Below are 23,679 nucleotides of genomic sequence, written 5' to 3'. Positions count from 1 at the left end.
AACAGCATCCGACCTTTCACCGTTGGGCGGAAAAACTGGCTTTTCAGTAACAGCGCCAAAGGAGCCAAAGCCAGTGCCATCGTCTACAGCCTGATTGAAACAGCCAAAGCCAACGGCTTGGACCCCGAACGGTATCTGAAATACCTTTTTGAAAAGCTGCCGAATACAGCAAACTTCAAAGATACCGAAACCTTGGATCAATACCTGCCTTGGGCAACAAAGCCCCAGGAAAAGTGCAAAGAATAAATAGAATCAAAGCCTTAGACTTATGAAAAAAGGATAGCATAAGTCTGGGGCTTTTTCTATACACTGATTTATTTTCCGCTTACCTAGCAAGGGCGCCCACGTGGGGCGCCCGTTCGGAATAATGGGGGTACCCATCATACATGACAAGCGATGTGGGACGAGGCGGCTTCCTATCCGACCAGGGTTCCCTGGGATAAGCAGGGAACCGGTTTTGAAGGAGCTCTGCGACGCGCAAAACCGTGTGAGTCGCTTATGCCGAATCTCGTGACCTGATGGAGTGAAAGTATGCGGTCAGACAGAGATACCCTGGATTCGGCAGGAGAGGTGGGACAACCGCTAGTGCTTTTTTTGTTGTTCGTTGTTAGTGGCTCGTGGCTTGTTTTTGCGGCCTTATGGCCGCATCGTAGGGGCCGTCCCAAAGGGCGGCCCGCCTGAAATGTGATGTACATGCCATACATGACGGGCTCGGACTCAGATGCCGCTGCGCGGCGACAGACTCAAACTGACAACGACGCTTCGGGAAACCCTCAGCTCGTAAAAACGCCCCGACCGGGGCCTGCGTAGGGGCCGTCCCAAAGGGCGGCCCGCCGCGAATAAATGGTGATATACATAACAGGTCCATGAGGCATGGTTTTACGAACTGCGACCGGCGGCCCGCGAATGGCGTTTTCTCCGAACAGCATTTCGCGGGATTCCCACAACGGGACGCCTAGCCACAGCTGTCTGTTTTGGCAGCCGTCCTGCGCCTCCTGCTGGTCGGCACCTGACGGGCCAAAAAGGCTTTCAGAACGTCGCCTACGAAAGCGGTCCGGTGGACCGCCTCGATTCGGCAGGAGAGGTGGGAAAATAGTGGCTAGTGGTTCGTGGCTCGTGGGACTGCTCACTGCTAGCTGCTAGTAGGGGCGCCCACGTGGGGCGCCCGTTCGGAATAATGGTATATCCCTCATACATGACAGGTGATGCAGGAAAACACGCACATATATCAGCATAGGTTATGCTCACATGGTCATAGCGGGCTTGCCACGTGCAAGCCCTTACGATATCGCATACAGGTCATGGCATTGACGGCGCATGTCCGGGTCCAGGGCTGAGAAGGGTTCATCCAGGAGCAGCAACTTCGGCTGCATGGCCATGGCCCGGCCCAGGGCGGTCCGCTGTTTCTGGCCGCCTGAGAGTTCCCCCGGATAGTGATGGCGGACGGCTGTCAGGCCCAGCGTGTCCAAGAGGGAGGCCAGCTGGTCCTTATCCAGGGGAGAACCGTGGAGCCTGCCTGGAAGGAGAATATTTTCTTCGACCGTCTTCCACGGGAAAAGGCCATAGTCCTGGAAGACGATGGCCAGGTCCGGCCTGGGAGCGGTCATTTTTTGGCCTGCAAAATAAATCTGCCTTCTGTCGGTGCCTGCAGGCCGGCGATGAGGCGCAGCAGTGTCGATTTCCCGCAGCCCGACGGCCCGGAGACGGTCAGGTGCTCTCCCTGGGCGAGGCTGAATGAGATGTGCTGGAGCACGGCCTGGATGCCCCTGCGGCTGTGATAGGCGAGGCCCACGTCGTCTAAGCGCAGCAGCGGTCCGGCCATAGGCTGATTACTGGACATGGGCGACCATTTCGTCATAGCTGTAGGCCTTGGGCAACAGGCCTTTTTCTACCATCCAGTTCATGATACGGCTGACTTCTTCTTCTGTCGGCAGGGCGTGGGCCGTATAAGACGGCGTACGGTACGAACCGGCGACGGCGGCCGGGATGTTGGCCTTCTTCATAGCCATGTCGCGATAGGCATCGGGCTGGCTGTCCAGTTTTTCGATCGCTTCATTGTAAGCGTCGAGGAAATGGGCTGCGTCGTCATGATGCTTTTCAATCATGTCCTGAGTCAGGACGACGACGGACTGGGAATAGTTCTTTTGGAGTTTCGTATCGTCGATGACGACGTGGGCTCCCTGCTGGACGGCATAGGCTGCCAGCGGGTCCGGCAGGATGGCGGCCTGGATATCTTTACCGGCCAGGACGGCTTCCGTGCGCAGGGCCAGGTTCGGCATCTGAACGGTGTGGACTTCGGCGGCCGGAATCCCCAGTTCCTGTTCATACTGGTTCATCAAATAGTCCATCATGGTATTTTCTGAAATGGCGACGGAGGCACCGGTCAGCTGCTGCGGCGTCGTAATGCTGCTGTTCGGCGACGATACGACGAGGAACCGGCCTTCCTGGGGGACGGCACCGAGAGCCATGGCGACGACGCGGACGTCTGTACCGGCTTTTTTCAGCAAGGCCGTGACGATCATGTCGGTCATCATGCCGTCCAGTTCACCGGCTTCCATGGCTTTTTGCTGGTCCGCAGCGGAGCTGAATTCAATGACCTGGACGTCGACACCGTGTTTGGCAAAGAGTTTTTCTGTTTCTGCCGTATAGAGGGGCAGGCTGTCGTCGATGCGCAGGACGCCGATTTTGTACGTCTTCTTGTCATTCGAGCCGGACGGGCTGCCCTGGCAGGCTGTCAGCATGAGGGCCGAGCAGGCCAGCACAGCGGCTAATACAAAACGTAATACACGATTCATGGGAAAGACCTCTTTTCATAGAATAAAAATGCATAAAAGTAACACGAAATATGTTATATACTCTTTATTATAGGTTATTATAGGAGAGTCATGATATAATTTCAACCGTTTTATGCTAAGATAGCAAATGGGATTAACTTTGATTGTCCAAGAGGCGTTATTCCTTTTGTATTTTGAATACATGACAGATATATGCAATATGTTTATTGTCTTTCGATTTTGAATGTGGTATAAATGTATATGTACATAAGAAAGGGGAGTTGATTCATATGGTAAAAAGTGTTGCCGCACCGCAGGCAAAAGGGAAGAGTGCTGAAGATAAGATTTTTGGTGCTAACAACCGTGCCGTAGCTTTGACCGAAAAATTGGGGGCAGATAAAGTTATTAATGGGACAGTCGGTTCCATGCTCGATGAAGATGGGAATCTCATCATGCTCGACGTCGTCCAGAAAGCCTATAAAGCCTTGACGCCGAAAGAAATTGTCGCCTATGCGCCGATCCAGGGCTATCCCGATTATTTGGAAGCTGCTATCGACCAGTGCTTCGGTGAATCCCGTCCGGAAGGCTACATCCGCGCCTGTGCTACGTCCGGCGGTTCCGGTGTCCTCCATCACGTCATTCACAACTATTCCGAATGGGGCGATGAAGTCCTGACCAGTGACTGGCATTGGGGGGCTTACGGTTCCATGTGCAACGATAATGGCCGCAAACTCCGTGAATTTGAACTGCTCACGCCCGATGGCCATTTCAATATGGAAAGCTTCAAAGCCAACGTCAGCGACATGGTTGCCAAACAGTACAACACGGTTATCATCATGAATTCGCCGGCCAACAACCCGACGGGTTACGGCCTCTCCGATTCGGAATGGGACGAAGTCCTGGCCTTCTTGAAAGATGTCGTCAAAGGCAAGGATAAGAACATCATCTTCGTCTCCGACGTCGCTTATCTCGACTACAGCGGCGAAAAACATGAATGCCGCAAATTCTTCAAGAAATTCGGCAACATGCCGGACAACGTCCTCATCGTCGTCGCCTACACCTGCAGTAAAGGCTTCACCATGTATGGCCAGCGTATGGGCGCCATGATCTGCGTCACGCCGAACAAGGATATTGCCGATGAATTCGTCGCCATCAATCAGTATACCAGCCGCGCTACCTGGTCGAACTCCAACAGCGCTGCCATGAAGGTCATGGCCAATATCTGCAAGGACCCGGCCAAAGTCGCTGAACTCGATGCGGAACGGGCTAAATATTTCCACCTCATCCAGGAACGGGCTGACTTGTTCATGAAAGAAGCCGATGAATGTGGCTTGAAATATTTGCGTTACATTTCGGGCTTCTTCATCACAATCCCTATGGAAGGGTCCCAGAAAGTCTGCGATGAACTGGAAAAAGAAAATATCTTCCTCGTTCCCTTGGGCAAAGGTATCCGCCTGGCTGTCTGCTCTGTTTCCAAGAAGAAGATCCACGGCCTGGCTGCCAAGATTAAAGCGACCTTGGATGCCGTCGGCGCTAAACAGTAAGTCCGTATCGGAAAGGGAGGCTTCCTATGTTCCAGACAATCGGTGTCTGCGGGACAGGCAATATGGGCCGGGCCATCGTCAAAGGCCTGGTAGCTGCCCATGCCATTGCTGCAGACCATATCTATCTTTATAATATCCACAAGGAAAAGGCCGAAGCCCTGGCCAAAGAAACGGGAGCTGTCGTCGTCGACACGCCGGAAGAACTGGCACGCCAGTCCCAGGGCCTGATCATGGCCGTCAAGCCGAACCTCATGGAATTGGCACTGGAAGCCGTCCGGGAATCCCTTCCGGCCGATAGCGTCCTCATTTCCATCGCCGCCGGCATCTCTTTGGAAAAGCTGGCCTTTTACACCGGTCCGGAAACGAAAATCGTCCGGGTCATGCCCAATACGCCGGCCATGGTCGGCGAAGGCATGGCCTCCGTATCGCCCAATGTCAACGTGACTGAAGCCGAAACGGCCGATGTCGTCGCCATCTTTTCCAGCTTTGGCAAAGCCGTCGTGACCGATGAAAAGCTCATCGACGCCGTCTGTGGCCTGAGCGGCAGCGGTCCGGCTTACGTCTATATGTTCATCGAAGCCCTGGCCGACGGCGCTGTCCGCGAAGGGATGCCCCGCCAGATGGCCTATACCTTTGCGGCCCAGACCGTATTGGGAGCAGCCAAGATGGTCCTGGAAACAGGCCGCCATCCCGGTGCCCTGAAAGATGACGTCTGCTCGCCAGGCGGCACGACTATCGAAGCCGTCCGGACCCTGGAAGAAAGCAGCTTCCGCGCTGCCACCATGAACGCCGTCATCGCGTCGGCAGAAAAGAATAAGAGTTTATAGTTTGTAGTATGGAGTTTGTAGAAGAGGGCTTTAAATTAAAAAAACATTTACTAAAAACTACAAACTGCAAACTTAATACTCAAAAAGAGGCTGTCCTAATGTGACAGTCTCTTTTTTTGCACGGTTATGCGATTTATACATAAAACGTTAAATTACATAAAATCATTTATAAAATGATAAATGATTATTTACGGCTTATAAACTCCACATTTTAGTGTAGTAATATGCAAAATAGTAAACATTGGTGTTCGCTATATCGAAAATAGGTATACGCTCATGTCTAAATGTAATTTACAAATATGACATTGAGGTATATAATAACAGTATAGAGCTTGTATCCGGATGCAATCTAAGTGAGAAATGGCGTTATTCGTGGTTCGTTCATGAATAAGCCCCCGCCTGTTAGAGGCGTGAAAAGTATTTTATTATGAAAGGGTGGTATGTAATGGTTATATTGGCCTTGCTCCCAATCCTATTCCTAATCGTAGCATTGGGGTTCTTGAAGATGGCCGGTTGGAAAGCGTGCCCAATCGCGGCTATCATCGCATTTGTTGTCGCTGTATTCTGTTATAATATGTCAGTTCCCATTGCCATTTCGGCAGCCCTCGAAGGCGTAGCCCTGGCATGCTGGCCGATCTTGCTGGTCATCATCATGGCCCTGTTCGCTTACAAATTGACTGTAGCCACAGGCAGCCTGGAAGTCATCAAACAGATGCTGACCACTGTCAGTGAAGATAAACGTGTCGTATTCCTGCTCATCGCTTGGGGCTTCGGGACGTTCATGGAAGGCATGGCAGGTTTTGGTACTGCTGTTGCTATCCCGGCTGCTATGCTGGTTGCCCTCGGGTATCCGCCGATCAAGACCATCGTCGCCTGCTTGATTTCCAACGCCGTAGCACCGTCCTTCGGGTCCATCGGTATCCCGACGACGACCATGGCTGCTGTCACCGGTTTGGATGCCGGCGTCCTGGCTACGAAAGTCTCGATTGTATCCTTTATTCCTGACCTCATCACTCCGTTCCTGATCGTCATCTGCATCGGCGGCGGTATCAAAGCCATCAAAGGCGTCGGTATCGTAACCCTGCTCTCCGGCCTGGCCCTGGCTATTCCGGAACTGTTCATTTCCATGACTATCGGCGCTGAACTGCCGGTCATGGTTTCGTCCATCATCATCATGGCTGTCATCGTCCTCTATTCCCGCGCTTGCAAGACGACAAGCAATCCGGAATACAAGTTCGATATTGACACGACAAATCAGAAAGCTGTTTCCTTCGGTGAAGGCGTCAAAGCAGCTATGATCTTCATCCTTATCTTCGTATTCCTCGTCGGTACGTCGAAACTGTTCCCGTTCATCAACGGTCCGCTGGCTTCGATTAAAACGACTGTTCCTATCTATGCCGGCCCGGGTGCCAAACCTTATACCTTCACATGGATCGCTGTTCCTGGCGTCATGATCTTCATCGCCACTATCCTCGGCGGCATCTATCAGGGTGCTTCCATCGGTAAGATCGCTCAGGTCTTCAAAGATAACTTCGTCGGCCTGCGCTTCACGTACCTGACCATCATCGCCGTCGTCGTCGTCGCTAAGATTATGACCTACTCCGGCATGACCAAGGAAATCGCTGATGCCCTCGTATTTGCAACAGGCAATGCATATCCTATCGTTGCTCCGTTCGTCGGCGGTCTTGGCGCATTCATTACCGGGTCCTGCACGAACGCCAACGTCCTCTTCGGGCCGTTGCAGACATCCGTTGCATCCAGCCTGGGCATGAGCCAGCCGTGGCTTGCAGGTGCCAGCTCCCTCGGTGGTTGTATCGGCAAGATGCTTTCGCCGCAGAGTATCGCTCTTGGCGTCGGCGCTGTCGGTGCCGTTGCTGATGGCAAGGAAGGCGAAATCATGCGCGGTACTGTTGGTTACTGCCTGTTCCTGCTCATCATTGCAGGTATCATTACCATCATCGCTCCGAGCGTCGTTCCCTTCTTAGTCAACTAAGCGAATAGAAAACGCCATATAGCAGAGATGCATAAAAAGGTATGCTACATATCCATGTAGCATACCTTTTTCTATAATAAACAATGTGATATAATCGGATGTGAAATGTTCTATATGCGAAACATTTCCTTACGGGAATAATACTGTATTACCAAGATGCATATATAAAAAATAAGAAAAAATAAATACTATTTAAAATTTTACGTTTTGTTTTAGATTATTTAAAAATCGACAGTTCTTATGATAAGTTGTCATAGAACACGATGAATCAATCGAAAAATGATATGCGTAAAATGTGCAAATGTAATTTACATGCATGAGGAAGTAGAGTATAATAATACCTGTAAGAGATAAACGGAAGGTAAAAGAAATACATTAGTTTATACTTCCGTTATATTCGGTCTTAAATCCGGTCCTCATGACTGGATGCAGAAATAAGTGTTAGGCTTATAATTTAAACTATTTGGAGGTATGTATTATGGCAAAAGGTAAAGTTTCCCCGGAGTTGATTGAACAGTTCAAACAGATCGTCGGCGAAAAGTATGTTTATACGGACAAAGATAAACTCGAACCGTATTCCCATGACGAAGTAACGGACCCCCATTATATGAAAGAACCGCAGGTCGTTGTTCTTCCGGCTACTACTGAAGAAGTTTCCAAAGTCGTTAAGCTCTGCTATGAAAACGATACGGTAATGGTTCCTCGTGCAGCTGGTACGGGCTTGGCAGCTGGTGCTGTTGCTACTTTCGGCGGCGTCATCATCTCCATTGAACGTATGAACAAAATCCTCGAAATCGATAAAGACAACATGGTTTGTGTTTCCGAAGCTGGCGTTACGACGTCTGTCCTCCAGGATGCAGTCCAGAAGGAAGGCCTCTTCTACGGCGGCGACCCCTGCAGTGGGGACTCCTGCTTCATCGGCGGTAACGTTGCAACCAACGCTGGCGGCAACCGCGCTGTTAAATATGGCGTAACTCGTGACCAGGTCATGGGCATGGAAGTCGTTACTCCGACTGGCGAAGTCGTAACTCTCGGCGGTAAATTCCGTAAGAACGCTACAGGCTACATGCTGATGCACCTCTTCATCGGTTCTGAAGGTACCCTCGGTATCATCACCAAAGTTTACCTCAAATTGGTTGCTCTTCCGAAATATCAGCAGGACCTCCTGGTTGTATTCGACAACCTCGACGATGCTATCGCTTTGACACCGAAAGTCATGAACGCTGGTATCACTCCGGTCTGCGTAGAATTCATGGATAACGCTTCCATCAAACAGGTCGAAGTATTCCTCGACGAAAAACTGCCGAAATCTGAAAATGGTAACTACATTATCATCCAGATCGCTGGCGACAACGAAGACGTCCTCATGGATCAGTGCGAAAAAATCGTTGAACTCGCTGAAGACAACAAGGCTATCGACTCCCTGGTTGCTGACCCGGCTGTTATTTGGAAATCCCGTAAAGCATACCTCGAAGCTGACCGCGCTCGCAGCTTAGTCTTCTCCATGGAAGATATCGTCGTTCCGATGACGGAAATCCCGGGTGCTGTACAGCAGATTTCCCGCCTCGGCGAAAAATACAATGTTGCTATGCACTGCGCTGGCCACTGCGGCGACGGCAACGTCCATATCGATATCTTGAAAGATGACCGTACTCAGGAAGAATGGGAAGAAATGCTTCCGAAGATCCAGGGCGAAATCTACGCTCTCGTCTACAAACTCGGCGGCCGTCTCTCCGGTGAACACGGCATTGGCTACAAACGTGAAGCACTTCTTGAAAAATACACCGACCCGGTTGAACTCAAGATGATGAAAGCTGTCAAGAAAGCACTGGATCCGAAGAACATCATGAATCCGGGCAAAGTTGTCAGCATCAACGACGAAGTCCCTGTCGAAGAATAATTCACAGTTACATACTAAAGGAAAAGGGCAAGGCGCAAGGCTTTGCCCTTTCTTCCTTTTTTACATCCAAAAACATATTGTTTATGCAACTACAGGCTATTCACAAACATATATATAGCCATGAACTAAGAAAGGATGTGCAGTTATGCATACATTTAGCTTGCCCTTTGGCAAAGAAAAAATCAAATTCGAACTGCCGGAAGAACAGGTCGCCGGCGTCCTCGTCTCCCACGCCCATGAATACAAGGCGCCGAAATCGGAAGCGGAACTCGTCGCCGATGCCCTGGCCAACCCGATTGGCAGCCCGAAATTAAGCGAATTGGCAAAGGGGAAGAAGAACTGCGTCATTATTTCCAGTGACCATACCCGCCCGGTACCGAGCCACATCATCATGCCCCAGCTCCTGGCAGAACTGCGCAAGGGGAACCCGGATATCGACATTACCATCCTCATCGCTACGGGCATGCACCGGGCTACGACTAAGGAAGAATTAATTGCCAAGTATGGCAAAGAAATTGCGGAACATGAAAAATTCGTCATCCATGTCAGCCGCAACGACGAAGACATGGTCAGCGTTGGTACTTTGCCCTCTGGTGGTGACTGCCGTATCAACAAAGTAGCCGCTAATGCGGACTTGCTCATTTCCGAAGGCTTCATCGAACCGCATTTCTTCGCCGGCATGTCGGGTGGCCGTAAATCCGTCCTGCCTGGTATTGCCAGCAAGGTCACGGTCCTGGCCAACCACTGCTCGGAATTCATCAACAGCCCCAACGCCCGCACGGGTATCCTCCAGGGCAATCCCATCCATGAAGATATGCTCTATGCGGCTAAAGCGGCTAAATTAGCCTTCATCTGCAACGTCGTCATCGATGCGGACAAGAAAGTCATCGCTGCCTTTGCCGGCGACCGCGAAAAAGCTCACTATGCCGGCGCTGACTTTGAAATGAAACTGGCTGGCGTCAAACCCGTCCCGGCTGACATCGTCATCACCACCAACGGCGGCTATCCCCTGGACCAGAACATTTACCAGTCCGTCAAAGGCATGACCGCTGCCGAAGCGACCTGCAAAGAAGGCGGCGTCATCATCGACGTATCGTCCTGCTCTGACGGTCATGGCGGCGAAGATTTCTACAACAACCTGAAGAATGCCGAATCCATCCAGAAAGCCATGGACGAAATCCTGGCCCGCGGCCGCAACGAAACGGTCTTCGACCAGTGGGAAGCCCAGATCCTCATGCGTATGCTCCTGAAATTCACCATCATCATGGTCACTGAAGCCCCGCAGCAGATGGTCGAAGACATGCACATGAAATACGCTGCCTCCATCGACGACGCCCTGGCTATGGCCAAAGACGTCCTGGCGAAAAAAGGCATTACCGACCCGAAAATCACCGTCATCCCCGATGGCGTATCGGTCATCGTGAAATAAGAACCATTTGTCGCTCGTAATATGGTGTTTGTAGGGGCTCGCACGTGGCGAGCCCGCCGGGGATATGCGAGATACTTGTAAACTTGATTTGTGTGAGCGGGCGTCCCACGTGGACGCCCCTACAGAAAAAGGCGCTGTCTTCATGGGACAGCGCCTTTTTCTTGCTATCCCACTGTAATTATCATATAATGGGGGGAGATGTAAATTTGTCTTAACGTATAAGGGGGACTTACCTTGGAAGGGTTAGAATCGACGCTTGTCTTTGATATCACTATGATTTTGCAGGTCGTGCTCATCGACTTGGCCTTAGGCGGCGATAATTCCATCGTCATCGGCATGGCCGCCAAGAATCTGCCTAAGCATTTGCAGAAGCGGGCTATTTTATATGGTACGGCCGGGGCCATCTGTATGCGTTTCATCATGGCCTTTATCGTGTCCTGGCTCTTCCAGATTCCCTTCTTGAAGACCGTCGGAGCCATCCTGCTGGTCCTCATCGGCATCAAGCTCATCGGCGCCGACGACCAGGAAGAAGACGTCCACGTCGAAGCCAAGGACTCGCTCTGGGCGGCTGTGCGGACCATCATCATGGCCGACGCCCTCATGAGCCTCGATAACGTCCTGGGCATCGTCGGCGTCACCAATAACCATTGGGGCCTGCTCATGTTCGGCATGCTCATTTCCGTGCCGATCATCGTCTTTGGCAGCACCATCGTCGTCAAAGTCATGAACCGCTTTCCCATCCTCATCTACATCGGGGGCGCCATCCTCGGCTGGGCTTCGGGCGGCATGATGGCGACAGACCATTACCTGGCTCAATACGTCAGCCTGGCGGCCAATAATCCGACGGAACTGAAAATCATCCTGCTGGTCGTTACCATTGCCGGCGGATTCATTTGGAAGCGGATCCATAAAAATAAAGAAGTTGTCGCCTGACACGAGAAAAAAAGCTTGACTTTTTCTTCCAGTATGGTATTATATACAAGTCAGGTAACGGGGCGTAGCGCAGTTTGGTAGCGCGCTTGGTTCGGGACTAAGAGGTCGCAGGTTCAAATCCTGTCGCCCCGACCATATTTTTACACATTGGATGTCGATCCCGAGGGCATCAAATAACTGCATAATCAAACAATGTGTAAGCCATGGAGAGCTGTCCGAGTGGCTGAAGGAGCATGATTGGAAATCATGTATAGGGCGAACGCTCTATCGTGGGTTCAAATCCCACGCTCTCCGCCAGAATGTAAAAAGGGGATGTCGCATATGCGGCATCCCCTTTTTGAGCATTAAGTTTGCAGCTTATAGTTTTTAGTGAATGATTTTAAATTTAAAGCCATTTTCTGCAAACTACAAACTCTGTACTACAAATGCTGTTTTTCAAGGAGGTCTTATGATGGAAAAGGTAAGAGAATTGGCGGCACAGTACCAGCAGGCCGGGAATAATTGTGCTGAAACGGTGGTCAAGGTCTGCAATGATTGTCTGGATTTGAAGCTGCCGCCGGAAACGCTGCGCATGGTGTCCGTCCTCGGCGGCGGGGTGGCCGGTTCGGGCTGTCTTTGCGGGGCTTTGAACGGGGCCTGTCTGGTCCTGGGCTGTCTCGTCGGCCGCACGACGCCGGAGGAAAAGACGAAGGCCGAAGTCAATCAGCCTGTGCGGGAATTCCAGAAAATCTGGCTCGACCGCTTTCATGCGACGTGCTGCCGCGTCCTCAAGAGTCCGGCCAACGGCGGTCCCGTATCGTGCGGCGACCTCATGGCCGATACGTCGGCCATGCTCATCGATTTCATCCGGGAAAAGAAGCTGGCCTGATGGGGTGATTGAATTTTTTCCTTGACTTTTTTCGTGGATATGGTATTATGTATGAGTCGGGTCAACGGGGCGTAGCGCAGTTTGGTAGCGCGCTTGGTTCGGGACTAAGAGGTCGCAGGTTCAAATCCTGTCGCCCCGACCATACTTTACATATCGGCATTTATCCCGAAGATGTCAGGAAAGATATGTAAGACGCGGAGAGCTGTCCGAGCGGCTGAAGGAGCATGATTGGAAATCATGTATAGGGCGAACGCTCTATCGTGGGTTCAAATCCCACGCTCTCCGCCACACAGGACTTTTAGAGGGACTGTCGCATGAGGCTTAGGTCACGTGCGCAGCCCCTTTTTATTTATAGTTTGTAGTACGGAGTTTGTAGTTTGTAGAAGTGGCTTTAAATTTTTTACCATTTGCTGAAAACTAAAAACTACAAACTTAAAACTCAAAAAAAAGAGGCTGTCTTAATGCGACAGCCTCTTTTTTTGTATCCATCCTATTCATGCGTGCTGTTTTGTGCTACAATTAAAAACTATATAAGCAGCACCTCTGTAGTAGGGGCTTGCACGTGGCAAGCCCGCTCCAGGATATGAGTGATTTTCCCGTTTAGGGAGAGTGCCGCCCAGTATCCAGCAGGTCGCCCGCGTGGCGACCCCTACGGTGCAAAAAGGGATATTTTTTGTTACAATTTAAAACTATATAAGAAGAGGGAAAGAGGGGTTTACGATGAGTGCAATTAAAACGGAACTGGCAGCTTTTATCGCTGCCCATACGAGTGAGGATTTTGTCATGACGCCGATTACCATGCGCGAAGCGTCGCTGCATACGGCATGGGAACAAGAGCTGCCGAAAGTGCCGATGGCATCGGTCGTCGATACGGTATTGGATGGCTGTGAGGTCTACGACGTGCCGGTCCGCATCTATATTCCCGATACGAGCCGGCCCCTGCCGGTCCTGATCTACTATCATGGCGGCGGTTTTGCCATCGACACGGTCGCCGTCTATGACCCGGTCTGCCGCCGCATTGCCCAGGCAACGCAGCATATCGTCATTTCTCCGGAATATCGCCTGGCTCCGGAAAATCCTTATCCTGCGGCCTATGAAGATGCCCTGGCCGTAGCCCGGAAGGCCCTGCCTGCGCTCGATGCCTTGCAGATCCCCTACCAGGCGGACCTGACCTTGTGCGGTGACAGCGCCGGCGGCTGCATGGCAGCTTATACGAGCCAGGCCCTGCAGCATGATGCATCCCTTCCGCTGACTCATCAGATCCTGGTCTATCCCTGCCTGGATATGACCCACTCCTTCCCGTCGGTCCAGGAGAACTGCAATACCCAGACGGGCTTTACGCCGGCCAAGATGACCTGGTATTTCAACCAGTGTTTCCGTCCCGGTGACGACCGCCGGGATGCCTCGCCCCTCTTTGGCGAATTGTCGGCAGATATGCCGGCGACGCTGGTCTTGACGACGCAGTTCTGCCCCTTCCGCGACGAAGGCCGCGATTACGTGCGCCGCCTGGCTGAAAAGGGCGTGCGGGCCGAAACGTATAATTACGGCAACATGGTCCATTCGTACCTCAACTTTGAAAAAATATGCTACGACGAAATCTGCGACACCTACCGGCGCATGGCCGATTTTTTGCAAGACTGAGGGAAATGGCTTATACTAGAAGCATGTACTTACGCTAAGTAAAGGATGTGTATTTTATGAAGAAATGCCAACAATGCGGGGCGCCCTTGCAGGATGACGACCGCTTTTGTCAGGCCTGCGGCGCTGAACAGCTGCCGGAAGGGGAGCCGAAGAAACGCATTTGTCCGGAATGTGGCAAATGGGTGAGCGTCGATGGGAAATTCTGCCCATTCTGCGGTGCCGAACTGCCGAAAATGGATGATGACGAACCGGTCATCGACGAAGCGACGGGAACGGAAACCTTTGTCCATAAGCACCGGGAACCGGTCCGGGACGAAGAGCCGCAGCGGCCGCCGCAGCCGATGGAACGACCGGTCATGACGGGCCGGCCGACGCCGCCGCCTTTTCAGGAAAAGCCTTTTTACGTGCGCTATCAGAAGGCCATCATCGCCGGTATCGTCGTCCTCGTCCTGGCTCTGGCCGCTGCCGTGGCTTTTCACTTCTATGGCAGCCGCAGCAGCGGGGACTATGTGAAGGATGCCGTTTCCCTGTCGCAGCAGCTGGCGTCGGAAAATGAATCTGCCACCAGTACGGCCAAGCGCCTGAGCCAGAAGAGCAAAGGCGACGATGTCGATTCCCTGGTCAAGGATTTGGGCAAGAGCCGCAAGAACGTCGAAAAGATGGCCAAGAATTATCAGCCCAAGACCATTCCCGACCAGTATGCCGCCGATGACAAGGCTATCCGCGAAGTCATGCGCGACCAGATGGCCATGTATGACACGGCCATGACGATTGCTGAAAATCCGTCAGACGACGCTATCAGCGAAAAATTGGATGACCTGCGCGACGAAGTCCAGAAGGCCAAGAAGACGGCGCGGACCATCAAGGTCCCCGGTGCCGATTTCACAGCTGCCGTCGATGGCGACGACCTGGTCAGCTACCTGGAAAAATACGTCAGCGTCCAGACCAAGCCCGATGAAAAGCCGCAGCCTGAAGCCAAGGCCAATCCGGATAAGCAGATCCTGGCGTCCTATGCCAGCAGCAAGGACTTGTTCAACGACGATATCGGCAAATTGGCCGGCGACATCAACGCCTACTTGAATGACCACACGGACTTCAAGGGCAATCGCGAATTCACCAGCCGGGCCAATACGCTCTACGTCCAGATTTCCAAGACCCGCAGCCAGCTGGACAACGATACGTCCATCGACAATACGGCCATGAAATATAAGCTCGATGCCCTCTTCCAGGCCGAACAGGACCGCGTCCGCGGCCTCTACGACGGCGTCAGCGCCAGCCAGCGCGGACAGGACTACCGCCCAGGCTTCCAGCGGGGCCAGGCCGCATCGAACCGCTACGATAAACTCAACGACGAATGGAATAGTTTGTAATGTTCGTGGCCCCTACGGCTGAATGGTGAATCACCCATATCCCGGGGCGGGCGCCCCGCGTGGTCGCCCCTACAGAAAAGCTTTAAATTTAAAGCCATCTGCTAACCCCTAAAAAGGAGCTGTCGCATTGCGACAGCTCCTTTTTCACACTCATTTCTTCACTTTTTTCATGGACAGGCCGATGCGGCCGCGGGCGGCGTCGACGCTGATGATTTCGGCTTCGACGATGTCGCCGGCGTGGACGACGTCCGTCGGATGGCGGAAGGGATGCCGGCTCAGCTGGGAGCGGTGGACCAGTCCCGGCGTCTTGAGGCCAAAGTCGACGAAGGCGCCGAAGTCGACGACGTTCTGGACCGTGCCGCGGACGACGGAGCCAATCTGCAGGTCTGACAGGGACAGGACGTGGCGGCGCGTCAGCGGTTTCGGGAAGTCGCTGCGGACGTCGCGGCCGGGCTTGCGCAGTTCTTCCAGGATGTCTTTGATCGTCGGCTCACCGGCGCGAGAGAGGCGGCCAGTTTGGGAGCGGCGTTCATCTGGATCTTATCGCGCAGGATGGCTAATTTTTCCGGGTCCTTGAGCTCGTCATGGCTCAGGCCGTAGTGGCCGGCTATCTTTTCGGCCAGGCCGTATGATTCGGGATGGACCGACGTGTTGTCCAGGGGCTCCGTCCCGTCCTTGATGCGCAGGAAACCGGCGCACTGGGTGAACGTCGCCGGGCCCAGGCGGGGGACGTTGAGCAGGTCCTGCCGGTTCTGGAAGGGGCCGTTCTCGTTGCGGTAGGCGACGATATTGCCTGCCGTCGCCGCCGTCAGGCCGGCGATGTGCTGCAAGAGGGCCGGCGATGCCGTGTTGAGGTCGACGCCGACGTAGTTGACGACAGACGTGACGACCTGGTCCAGGGCGGCCGACAGGGCTTTCTGGTTGACATCGTGCTGATACTGTCCGACGCCGATGGCCCGCGGGTCGATCTTGACCGATTCGGCCAGAGGGTCCTGGATGCGGCGGGCGATGGAAACGGCGCCGCGGATGGTGACGTCCAGGTCCGGCAGTTCCTCCCGGGCCAGGTCCGATGCGGAATAGACGGACGCGCCGGCTTCGTTGGCGATGACGTAGCGGCATTTCAGGTGATAGGCTTCGATGAGATGGGATACGAATTGTTCCGTTTCATACGAGGCCGTCCCGTTGCCGATGGAAATGAGGGTGACGCCGTGGCGGCGTATCATGTTGGCCAGGCTGACGGCACTCTGGTGTTTCTGCTGTTCCGAGTGGGTCAGGTAGTACGTGCCGTAGTCGAGGACCTGTCCCGTCGCGCTGATGACGGCGGCCTTGCAGCCCGTCCGGAAGCCCGGGTCCAAGCCCAGGATGATCTGGCCGGCAAAGGGCGGCTGCAACAGGACGTGGCGGAGATTTTCCGCAAAGACGTCGATGGCCTGCTTTTCGGCCTGCGCCGTCAGTTCGTTGCGGATTTCCCGTTCCATCTGCGGCGAAATGAGGCGCTTGTAACTGTCGGCGGCGGCGTCGCGCAGGATCTGATCATACGGCGACGGCCTGGTGATGACCAGCTGGCAGAGCATGGCGATGTGGCGGTCTGCCGGCTCCTTCAAGGTGACTTTCAGTTTCTTTTCGTTTTCGCCGCGGTTGATGGCCAGGATGCGGTAGCTCGGGATGCGGGCGATGCGTTCGCTGAAATCGGCGTAGGTCAGCATGGGGCCGGCTTGGTCTTCTTCGACTTGCAGGCTGCAGGTCAGGCGGGCCTGCTGCCACAGTTCGCGGCGCAGGATGCGGCGGAAATCGGCCCGTTCCGAAAAGCGTTCGGCCAGGATATTGGCAGCGCCCTGGATGGCGTCTTCGACGGAAGGCACCTCGTCGGTGAGGTAGGCCTGAGCGGCTTTTTCCGGCGCCGGGCCGTTGGCTTTTTGCGACAGGAACAGGTCGGCCAGGGGTTCCAGGCCGGCTTCGCGGGCCATGGAGGCTTTCGTCCGTTTCTTGGGTTTATAGGGCAGGTAGAGGTCTTCGACGTCCTGGAGCTGCCGGGCCGCTTCCAGGCTCCGTGCCAGGTCGTCGTTCCAGCAGCCCTGGTCCATGATGGACTGGCGGACCGTTTCTTTGCGGCTGGCCAGGGCCTGTTCGTATTCATATTGCTCCTGGATGCAGCGCAGCTGTACTTCGTCGAGGCTCCCCGTCGCTTCTTTCCGGTATCGGGCGATAAAGGGAAGTGTATTGCCCTGTGCAAAGAGGGAAAGGGCAGATTGGACTTGCGCCGGGCGGATACCCAGAGTCCTGGCGATTTCAGCGATCATCGTTTCCTCTGTCATGATTACCTTCCTTCCTAACAAAATAGTTAATATTACTTATTGTATAAGAAGAATTTCGCGTAAAACATTGAAATTTTTCTTAATAACCGTTACAATATAATACAGGATACTCTCCAGTATTCTATATGATTCAAAGCTAGAATAAAACTAGAATATCTTATTATACCACAGTTTTCCAAGAAAGGGGGATAAAAATGGAAATTGCTGAAGTTTTGCGAAAAAACGGCTATAAAGTCACACCGCAGCGCCTGGCTGTGTACGAAGCCATTAACCACAATCCGACGCATCCCAATGCCGAGGCGATTTATAAGATATTGCAGCCCAATTATCCGTCCATGAGTCTGGCCACGGTCTATAAGACCATGGAAATCTTTGCCAAAATCGGCGTAGTCCAGGTATTGCAATGTGCCGAAGATGCCCATCGTTATGATTATAATACGACGCCTCATGCCCATATCCGTTGTGAAAAGTGCAACCGCGTCATCGATATCGACATGGACCAGGAGGGGCTGCGTAAGGCCGCTGCCGAACAGAGCGGCTTCGTCGTCAATGGCGTCAGTATTTCGTTTGTCGGGATTTGCCCGGAATGTCGGGAAAAATCGTAAGTATTTGATTTTCATATAGTCTAAGGATAGGGGCTGCTGCATGAGGCCGGACGGGCTTTGTGCGGCAGCCTTTTTTTTGTTATCCGTCGCGCAGGAGGAAAAAATATGTTGCATATTGGATGTCATTTATCGGTTTCACAAGGATTTTTGCACATGGGTGGCGAAGCTTTATCTATAGGGGCAGATACGTTCCAGTTCTTCTCCCGCAATCCCCGCGGCAGCGGCGTCCGCAAACTGGACGTCGACGATATACAGGCCCTGAACCAGCTCATGGCAGCCCATCACTTCGCGCCCATCCTGGCCCATGCGCCGTATACCCTGAACGGCTGCTCGAAGACGGCCAAGACGCGGGATTTCGCCCGCCAGGCCATGGCCGACGACCTGCGCCGTCTGGAATACGTCGACAACTGCCGCTATAATTTCCATCCCGGCAGCCATGTCGGACAGGGCGCTGAAACGGGTATCGCCCTCATTGCCGACATGCTCAACACCTGTATGTTCCCCGGCCAGAAGACGACGGTCCTCCTGGAAACCATGGCCGGCAAGGGGACGGAAGTGGGCCGGACCTTTGAAGAACTGGCGGCCATCATCGACAAAGCGGCCATGAACGATAAAATCGGCGTCTGCCTCGATACGTGCCACGTCTTTGACGGCGGCTACGATATCGTCCACCATCTGGACGACGTATTGACGACTTTTGATAAGGTCATCGGCCTGGACCGGTTGAAAGCCGTCCACGTGAACGATAGCAAGAACGAGCTGGCCAGCCACAAGGACAGGCATGAAAAAATCGGCCAGGGCCACATCGGCCTCGAAGCCTTCCGGGCCATCGTCAATCATCCGGCCCTGCGGGACCTGCCCTTTTATCTGGAAACACCCAACGATATGGCAGGCTATGCCAGGGAAATCGCCCTGCTGCGGTCGCTGCAGCAGTAGCTTGGTAAGGAGGTATTCTATGCGTATCTTACATACAGCCGACTGGCATTTAGGAAAATTATTCTATGGGAACTATCTGACCGAAGACCAGGCCTACGTCCTGGAGCAGCAGCTCCTGCCCATGATACGGGACGAGGGCATCGACGCCGTCGTCCTGGCTGGCGACGTCTATGACCGCAGCCTGCCGCCGGCCGAAGCGGTGGAACTTTTCGACGACGTGGCCACGCGGATCACGGCGGATTTGCACGTCCCCTTCCTGGTCATCAGCGGCAACCACGACAGCCCGGCCCGCCTGTCCTTTGCCAGCCGCCTCCTGGCGCCGCAGGGCCTCTATATGGCCGGTGAACTGGAGCGCCTCACGGGCCCGGTCATCCTGGAAGATGAGGCCGGCTCGGTCGCCTTCCTGACCGTTCCCTATGCCGAACCGGCCGTCGTCCGCCAGTGCCTCAGCCAGGACGAGGTCCGCAGCCACCAGCAGGCCATGGAGGCCCTCCTCGGCTGGCAGGGCAGCCAGGTCACGGACGGCGTGCGCACGGTCTGCGTCGCCCATGCCTTCGTCGCCGGCGGCGTAGCCAGTGATTCGGAACGGCCCTTGTCCATCGGCGGGACGGACCAGGTGACGAGCGGCCTCTTTGCGCCGTTCAGCTATACGGCCCTGGGCCATCTCCACGGGCCGCAGAAAGTCACGAGCGATACCATCCGCTATGCCGGCAGCCTGCTCAAATACTCGTTCGGCGAAGCGCGCCAGCATAAAGGCGCCGTCATCGCCGACATCGGGCCCGACGGGAAAGTGGACCTGGCCTTCCGGGATTTCGTGCCGCGCCACGACGTGCGCATCGTCAGCGGAACCTTCGAGGCCATCATGGCGGCCGATGACGACAGGCCGGACGACTTCATCCTGGCCCGCCTCGACGACAGCCAGCCCATCCTCGACGGCATGGCCCGCCTGCGGCGCAAATACCCCAATGCCATGGCGATGGAAATGCCCAACCGCAATACCCGGGCCGCAGGACAGCGCGATTTCGACGTACAGCAGGTGACGGAACAGGAACTGTTCACCAGCTTCGCCCAGGCCATGCGGCCCGACCAGCCCCTGACCGAAGCCGAGCAGGACTGCGTCCGCACCTTGTGGGATGAATTAGAAAAGGGAGGCAGCCTGTTATGATTCCGATTTACTTAGAAATGACGGCCTTTGGCCCCTATGCCGGTCAGGAAATCGTCGACTTCCGCGAACTGGGCGACCACAAACTCTTCCTCATCTATGGGCCGACGGGTTCCGGCAAGACGACCATCCTCGATGCCATGTGCTATGCCCTCTACGGCAGTACCAGCGGCGACAGCCGCACTGGCGCCCACATGCGCAGCGAATACGCGCCGCCTCAGGAAGCGACGGCCGTGTCCTTCCGCTTTGCCATCGGCCGGAAATACTACCGCATCGACCGCAGCCCGGAACAGGAAATCGCCAAGAAGCGCGGCACAGGCCTGAAGAAAGCCGCGGCCCACGCGGCCTTATATGAAACGGACGAAGACGGGGCCCAGGAACAGCTTGTCGCCGCCAAGAACGTGACGGCTGCCGTCGAAAGGCTGCTGGGCTTCCAGGCCGACCAGTTCCGCCAGGTCGTCCTCCTGCCGCAGGGCGACTTCCGCAAGCTCCTCCTGGCCGGTTCCAGTGAACGCCAGCAGATCATGCAGACCCTCTTCCATACCCAGCGCTACGCGCGGCTCCAGGAACTGGCCAAAGCCCGCCACGACGCCCTGGCCAGCCAGTATGAGCAGGTACGCCAGCGGCGGGAACAGTGCCTGGCCGACCTGGGCATCGCCAGCGAAGAAGAGCTGCCGGATAAAGAGAAGGCCTGGCAGGATAAAAGCGCCGCCGTCGATGCACAGTGGCGCGAGGCCGAAGGCCGGCGCAAGACCTGTCAGGCCGCCTTCCAGGCCGCCCAGACCTTGGAAAATCACTGGCTCCTGCGGGACCAGAAGCGCCGGGAAGCGGCGCAGCTCCAGGACCAGGCCGGCCGGTTCCAGGAAAAACGGGATACCATCGCCATCCTGCGCCAGGCTGAAATCCTGGCCGAACCGTGCCGTCACCTCGACGACCTGGAAAAAGAGGGTAAAGAGGCTCATAAGGCCGCTGAAAAGGCGCGCAGACTGGCCAAGAAGGCTGAGAAGGATCTGGCTGAAGCCCAGCGGCAGCTGGCGGTCCTTTCGGCCCGTGAGAGCGGTTATAAGGCAGCCTGCGAAGAACGGGTCCAGCTGACAGGCCTGCAGGAAAAAGCCGGCTCCTACCGGGACTGCTGCCTGGAAGAAAGCCGATGCCGCAAGGTGGCAGCCGAAGCCGAAAAGCACTGGAACCAGGTGCGGCAGAAAAAAGAAGCAGAAAAACAGGCCCTCGACAAGGCCCGGGAAGCCGTCGCCGGCCTGGCCGAACAGGCCGTAGCGGCGGAACAGGCCAAAGCCCGCTGGCAGGCCCTGAGCGACCGGCTTCAGCGCGAAGGCCAGGCCGCTTCCCTGGAAGAGCAGCTGAAAGAGGCCGGGAAACAATGGCAGCACAGTCAGAACTTCCTGGAAAAAGCCGCCGCCAAGGCAAGGGACGAACGCGTAGCCTATGAAAGTGTCCGGGCCCTGTTCCTCCAGGCCCAGGCCGCCGTCCTGGCGTCGGAACTGGAAGAAGGGAAACCCTGCCCGGTCTGCGGCTCGGCGGCCCATCCCATGCCGGCCGTGCGCCCGGATTCCCTGCCGGAACGGCGCGACGTCGAACAGCACCAGAAACGGGCCGACGCCAGCGAAGCCAAGCGCCAGCAGTGGGAAGTGACGGCCAAAGCCGATGAGACCCGCCATCAGGCTTTGAAAGAGCAGTACGACGCCCTGCGCCGCCAGTACCCCCAGGACGGGACCCTGGCCGACTGGCAGGACAAGGCCGAACAGGCCCGGAAAGCCATGGAAGACCTGCAGAAGCAGTTACAGGCCGGTGAAGCCCTCAAAAAGGCCGTCGCCGCCGGCCAGGCCCGGCTGAGCCGCTGGGAAAAGGACGAAGAAGCGGCCCGGACGGCAGCCGAACAGGCGCGGACCCTTGCGGCCAAGGCGGCCGAAACGAAGGCCCGCCTGGAAGCGGACCTGCCCGAAGCCTATCGTGACTTGAAGGCCCTGCAGCAGCGCCTGGATGCCTTGGGCAAGGCCATTGCAGCCTACGAAAAGGACTTGCAGCAGTACCGCGACGCCGTCGTCGCCGGCGAACGCCAGGCTGCCAAGCAGCAGCAGGAAGCGCAGAACTGGCAGCACCAGGTCGAAGTGCTGCGGGACCGCTTCAGCCAGGGTGTCCAGGCCCTGCGGGACCGCGTCGTGGCAGCCGGTTTCGAGAGCGTCAAGGCCTGCCGGGCCATGCAGGCTGCAGTCGGCCAGATCCCGGAACTGGAAGCGGCCGTCCGCCAGTACGACACCCAGGTCCAGCAAGTACAGGGCCAGCTGGACCAGGAAGAAAAGGCTATCGGCAGCCAGCCCCGGCCCGACGTGGCAGCAGCCCGCACGGCGTTAACTGAAGCCGAAAAAGCCAGCCAGGCCTTAGTCGAAGAAAAGGGAAGCCTGACCGCGCAGTATCAGCGCTGGCAGCAGAGCAAAGCCGCCCTGGCCGCCCTGCAGCAGGAAGGCCGGGACCTGACGGAAGAGTATAAGACCGTCGGCGCCGTCTATGAACTCATCGCCGGCAAGCAGACGGGCATCAATTTTGAACGCTACGTCCTCGGTGCCCTCCTCGACGAAGTCCTGGCCGCCGCCAACGGCCGCCTGCAGGGCATGAGCCGCCAGCGCTACAGCCTGCAGCGCTCCCGTTCGTGGGACGACAAGCGGGTCAAACAAATCGGCCTGGACATCGAAGTCTACGACAACTACACGGGCTATGCCCGGCCGGCCAACACCCTGTCCGGCGGCGAAACCTTCCTGGCGTCCCTCTCCCTGGCCCTGGGCCTGGCCGACGTCGTCCAGGCGTATTCCGGCGGCATCCACCTGGATACGATGTTCATCGACGAAGGCTTCGGCACCCTTGACGGGGAAACCCTGGATTATGCCCTGAAGACCCTGGCGTCCCTGCGCAGCGGCGGCCGCCTGGTCGGCATCATCTCCCACGTACCGGAACTGAAGGAACGCATCGACGCCCGCCTGGCCGTCCACAAGACCGACCGGGGCAGTACGTCGTCCTTTGAGTTTGCCTGAGGACCGTGATTAGTATATAATACGATTATAACGAATTGAGAGGGGGAGCAACGTGTCTATTCAAAAAGTACGCGACTATTTTGCCCGGTGGGGGATGGAAGACCGGGTCATGGAACTCGACCAGTCCAGTGCGACTGTCGAAGAAGCGGCGGCCGCCCTTCATACGGAAGGCCGGCGCATTGCCAAGTCCATGTCTTTCCTCATCGGCGACCATCCGATTCTGGTCCTTTTTGCCGGTGATGCCCGCGTGGACAACCATAAGTTCAAAGAACGGTTCCACAAGAAGGCGACCATGATCAAGGCCGGCGACGTGGAACGGCTCATCGGCCATCCGTCGA

General features: G+C 55.4%; 16 protein-coding genes, 4 tRNA genes and 2 pseudogenes. 19 read left to right on the top strand and 3 right to left on the bottom strand.

The window, feature by feature from the left end; genetic code table 11:
- Positions 1–246, top strand: a 246-nt coding sequence (locus NM10_RS08965; RefSeq protein WP_020311260.1) for a transposase domain-containing protein, incomplete at its 5' end; no start/stop codon positions are given.
- A gap of 1,034 nt (positions 247–1,280) precedes the next feature.
- On the opposite strand, the pseudogene NM10_RS15175 reads toward NM10_RS08965, so the two are convergent.
- Both NM10_RS15175 and NM10_RS08955 read right to left on the bottom strand, forming a co-directional pair.
- A pseudogene (locus NM10_RS15175) lies at positions 1,281–1,822 on the bottom strand (ABC transporter ATP-binding protein).
- 7 nt (positions 1,823–1,829) lie between these two features.
- On the bottom strand, positions 1,830–2,795 hold the full coding sequence (locus NM10_RS08955) for an ABC transporter substrate-binding protein (protein ID WP_020311257.1): 966 nt from the start codon (positions 2,793–2,795) through the stop codon (positions 1,830–1,832).
- Positions 2,796–3,064: 269 nt separating this feature from the next.
- On the opposite strand from NM10_RS08955, the gene NM10_RS08950 reads away from it, so the two are divergent.
- The 13 genes from NM10_RS08950 (at position 3,065) to NM10_RS08890 (ending at position 15,279) form a co-directional block, all read left to right on the top strand.
- Positions 3,065–4,318 carry a pyridoxal phosphate-dependent aminotransferase gene (locus tag NM10_RS08950; RefSeq protein WP_020311256.1) on the top strand — a complete coding sequence of 418 codons (1,254 nt, stop codon included), beginning with the start codon at positions 3,065–3,067 and terminating at the stop codon, positions 4,316–4,318.
- 26 nt (positions 4,319–4,344) lie between these two features.
- Positions 4,345–5,145, top strand: coding sequence for a pyrroline-5-carboxylate reductase (proC, locus tag NM10_RS08945; RefSeq protein WP_020311255.1), 801 nt, complete (start codon positions 4,345–4,347; stop codon positions 5,143–5,145).
- 445 nt (positions 5,146–5,590) lie between these two features.
- The gene (locus NM10_RS08940) at positions 5,591–7,138 is read left to right on the top strand and encodes an L-lactate permease (RefSeq protein ID WP_051132255.1); all 1,548 of its coding nucleotides are present in this window, start codon (positions 5,591–5,593) and stop codon (positions 7,136–7,138) included.
- 478 nt (positions 7,139–7,616) lie between these two features.
- A complete protein-coding gene (locus NM10_RS08935; protein WP_020311253.1) occupies positions 7,617–9,038 on the top strand; it encodes an FAD-binding oxidoreductase in 1,422 nt (473 codons plus the stop codon).
- A gap of 145 nt (positions 9,039–9,183) precedes the next feature.
- Positions 9,184–10,467: a nickel-dependent lactate racemase gene (gene larA / locus NM10_RS08930; protein ID WP_020311252.1), complete on the top strand. Its 1,284-nt coding sequence runs from the start codon at positions 9,184–9,186 to the stop codon at positions 10,465–10,467.
- A 234-nt stretch (positions 10,468–10,701) separates the two neighbouring features.
- Entirely contained in the window at positions 10,702–11,400 is a 699-nt protein-coding gene (locus NM10_RS08925; RefSeq protein ID WP_020311251.1) for a TerC family protein, read from the top strand.
- A 58-nt stretch (positions 11,401–11,458) separates the two neighbouring features.
- Positions 11,459–11,535: transfer RNA gene (locus NM10_RS08920), tRNA-Pro, on the top strand.
- Between the two features lie 70 nt (positions 11,536–11,605).
- Positions 11,606–11,697, top strand: a tRNA-Ser gene (locus NM10_RS08915).
- A 154-nt stretch (positions 11,698–11,851) separates the two neighbouring features.
- A complete protein-coding gene (locus NM10_RS08910; RefSeq protein ID WP_020311250.1) occupies positions 11,852–12,268 on the top strand; it encodes a C-GCAxxG-C-C family protein in 417 nt (138 codons plus the stop codon).
- 65 nt (positions 12,269–12,333) lie between these two features.
- Positions 12,334–12,410: transfer RNA gene (locus NM10_RS08905), tRNA-Pro, on the top strand.
- A gap of 54 nt (positions 12,411–12,464) precedes the next feature.
- Positions 12,465–12,556: transfer RNA gene (locus NM10_RS08900), tRNA-Ser, on the top strand.
- Positions 12,557–12,988: 432 nt separating this feature from the next.
- Positions 12,989–13,909 (top strand): alpha/beta hydrolase, encoded by a 921-nt coding sequence (locus NM10_RS08895; protein ID WP_020311249.1) that lies wholly within the window; start codon positions 12,989–12,991, stop codon positions 13,907–13,909.
- A gap of 56 nt (positions 13,910–13,965) precedes the next feature.
- Entirely contained in the window at positions 13,966–15,279 is a 1,314-nt protein-coding gene (locus tag NM10_RS08890; RefSeq protein ID WP_020311248.1) for a zinc ribbon domain-containing protein, read from the top strand.
- A gap of 150 nt (positions 15,280–15,429) precedes the next feature.
- On the opposite strand, the pseudogene NM10_RS08885 reads toward NM10_RS08890, so the two are convergent.
- A pseudogene (locus tag NM10_RS08885) lies at positions 15,430–17,594 on the bottom strand (Tex family protein).
- Between the two features lie 194 nt (positions 17,595–17,788).
- Here NM10_RS08885 and NM10_RS08880 point away from each other — a divergent pair.
- The 5 genes from NM10_RS08880 to NM10_RS08860 form a co-directional block, all read left to right on the top strand.
- A complete protein-coding gene (locus NM10_RS08880) occupies positions 17,789–18,199 on the top strand; it encodes a Fur family transcriptional regulator (protein WP_020311246.1) in 411 nt (136 codons plus the stop codon).
- 105 nt (positions 18,200–18,304) lie between these two features.
- A complete protein-coding gene (locus tag NM10_RS08875; protein ID WP_036201119.1) occupies positions 18,305–19,135 on the top strand; it encodes a deoxyribonuclease IV in 831 nt (276 codons plus the stop codon).
- Between the two features lie 19 nt (positions 19,136–19,154).
- Positions 19,155–20,300 (top strand): exonuclease SbcCD subunit D, encoded by a 1,146-nt coding sequence (locus NM10_RS08870; protein ID WP_020311244.1) that lies wholly within the window; start codon positions 19,155–19,157, stop codon positions 20,298–20,300.
- The gene (locus tag NM10_RS08865; RefSeq protein ID WP_020311243.1) at positions 20,297–23,341 is read left to right on the top strand and encodes an AAA family ATPase; all 3,045 of its coding nucleotides are present in this window, start codon (positions 20,297–20,299) and stop codon (positions 23,339–23,341) included. The genes NM10_RS08870 and NM10_RS08865 overlap by 4 nt, the downstream gene beginning before the upstream one ends.
- A 52-nt stretch (positions 23,342–23,393) precedes the next feature.
- Positions 23,394–23,679, top strand: a 286-nt coding sequence (locus NM10_RS08860) for a YbaK/EbsC family protein (protein WP_020311242.1), incomplete at its 3' end; no start/stop codon positions are given.

The sequence above is a fragment of the Megasphaera sp. NM10 genome (genome assembly GCF_000417505.1).
GTDB lineage: Bacteria > Bacillota > Negativicutes > Veillonellales > Megasphaeraceae > Megasphaera > Megasphaera intestinihominis.
This window is presented reverse-complemented; position numbering and strand designations above follow the sequence as displayed.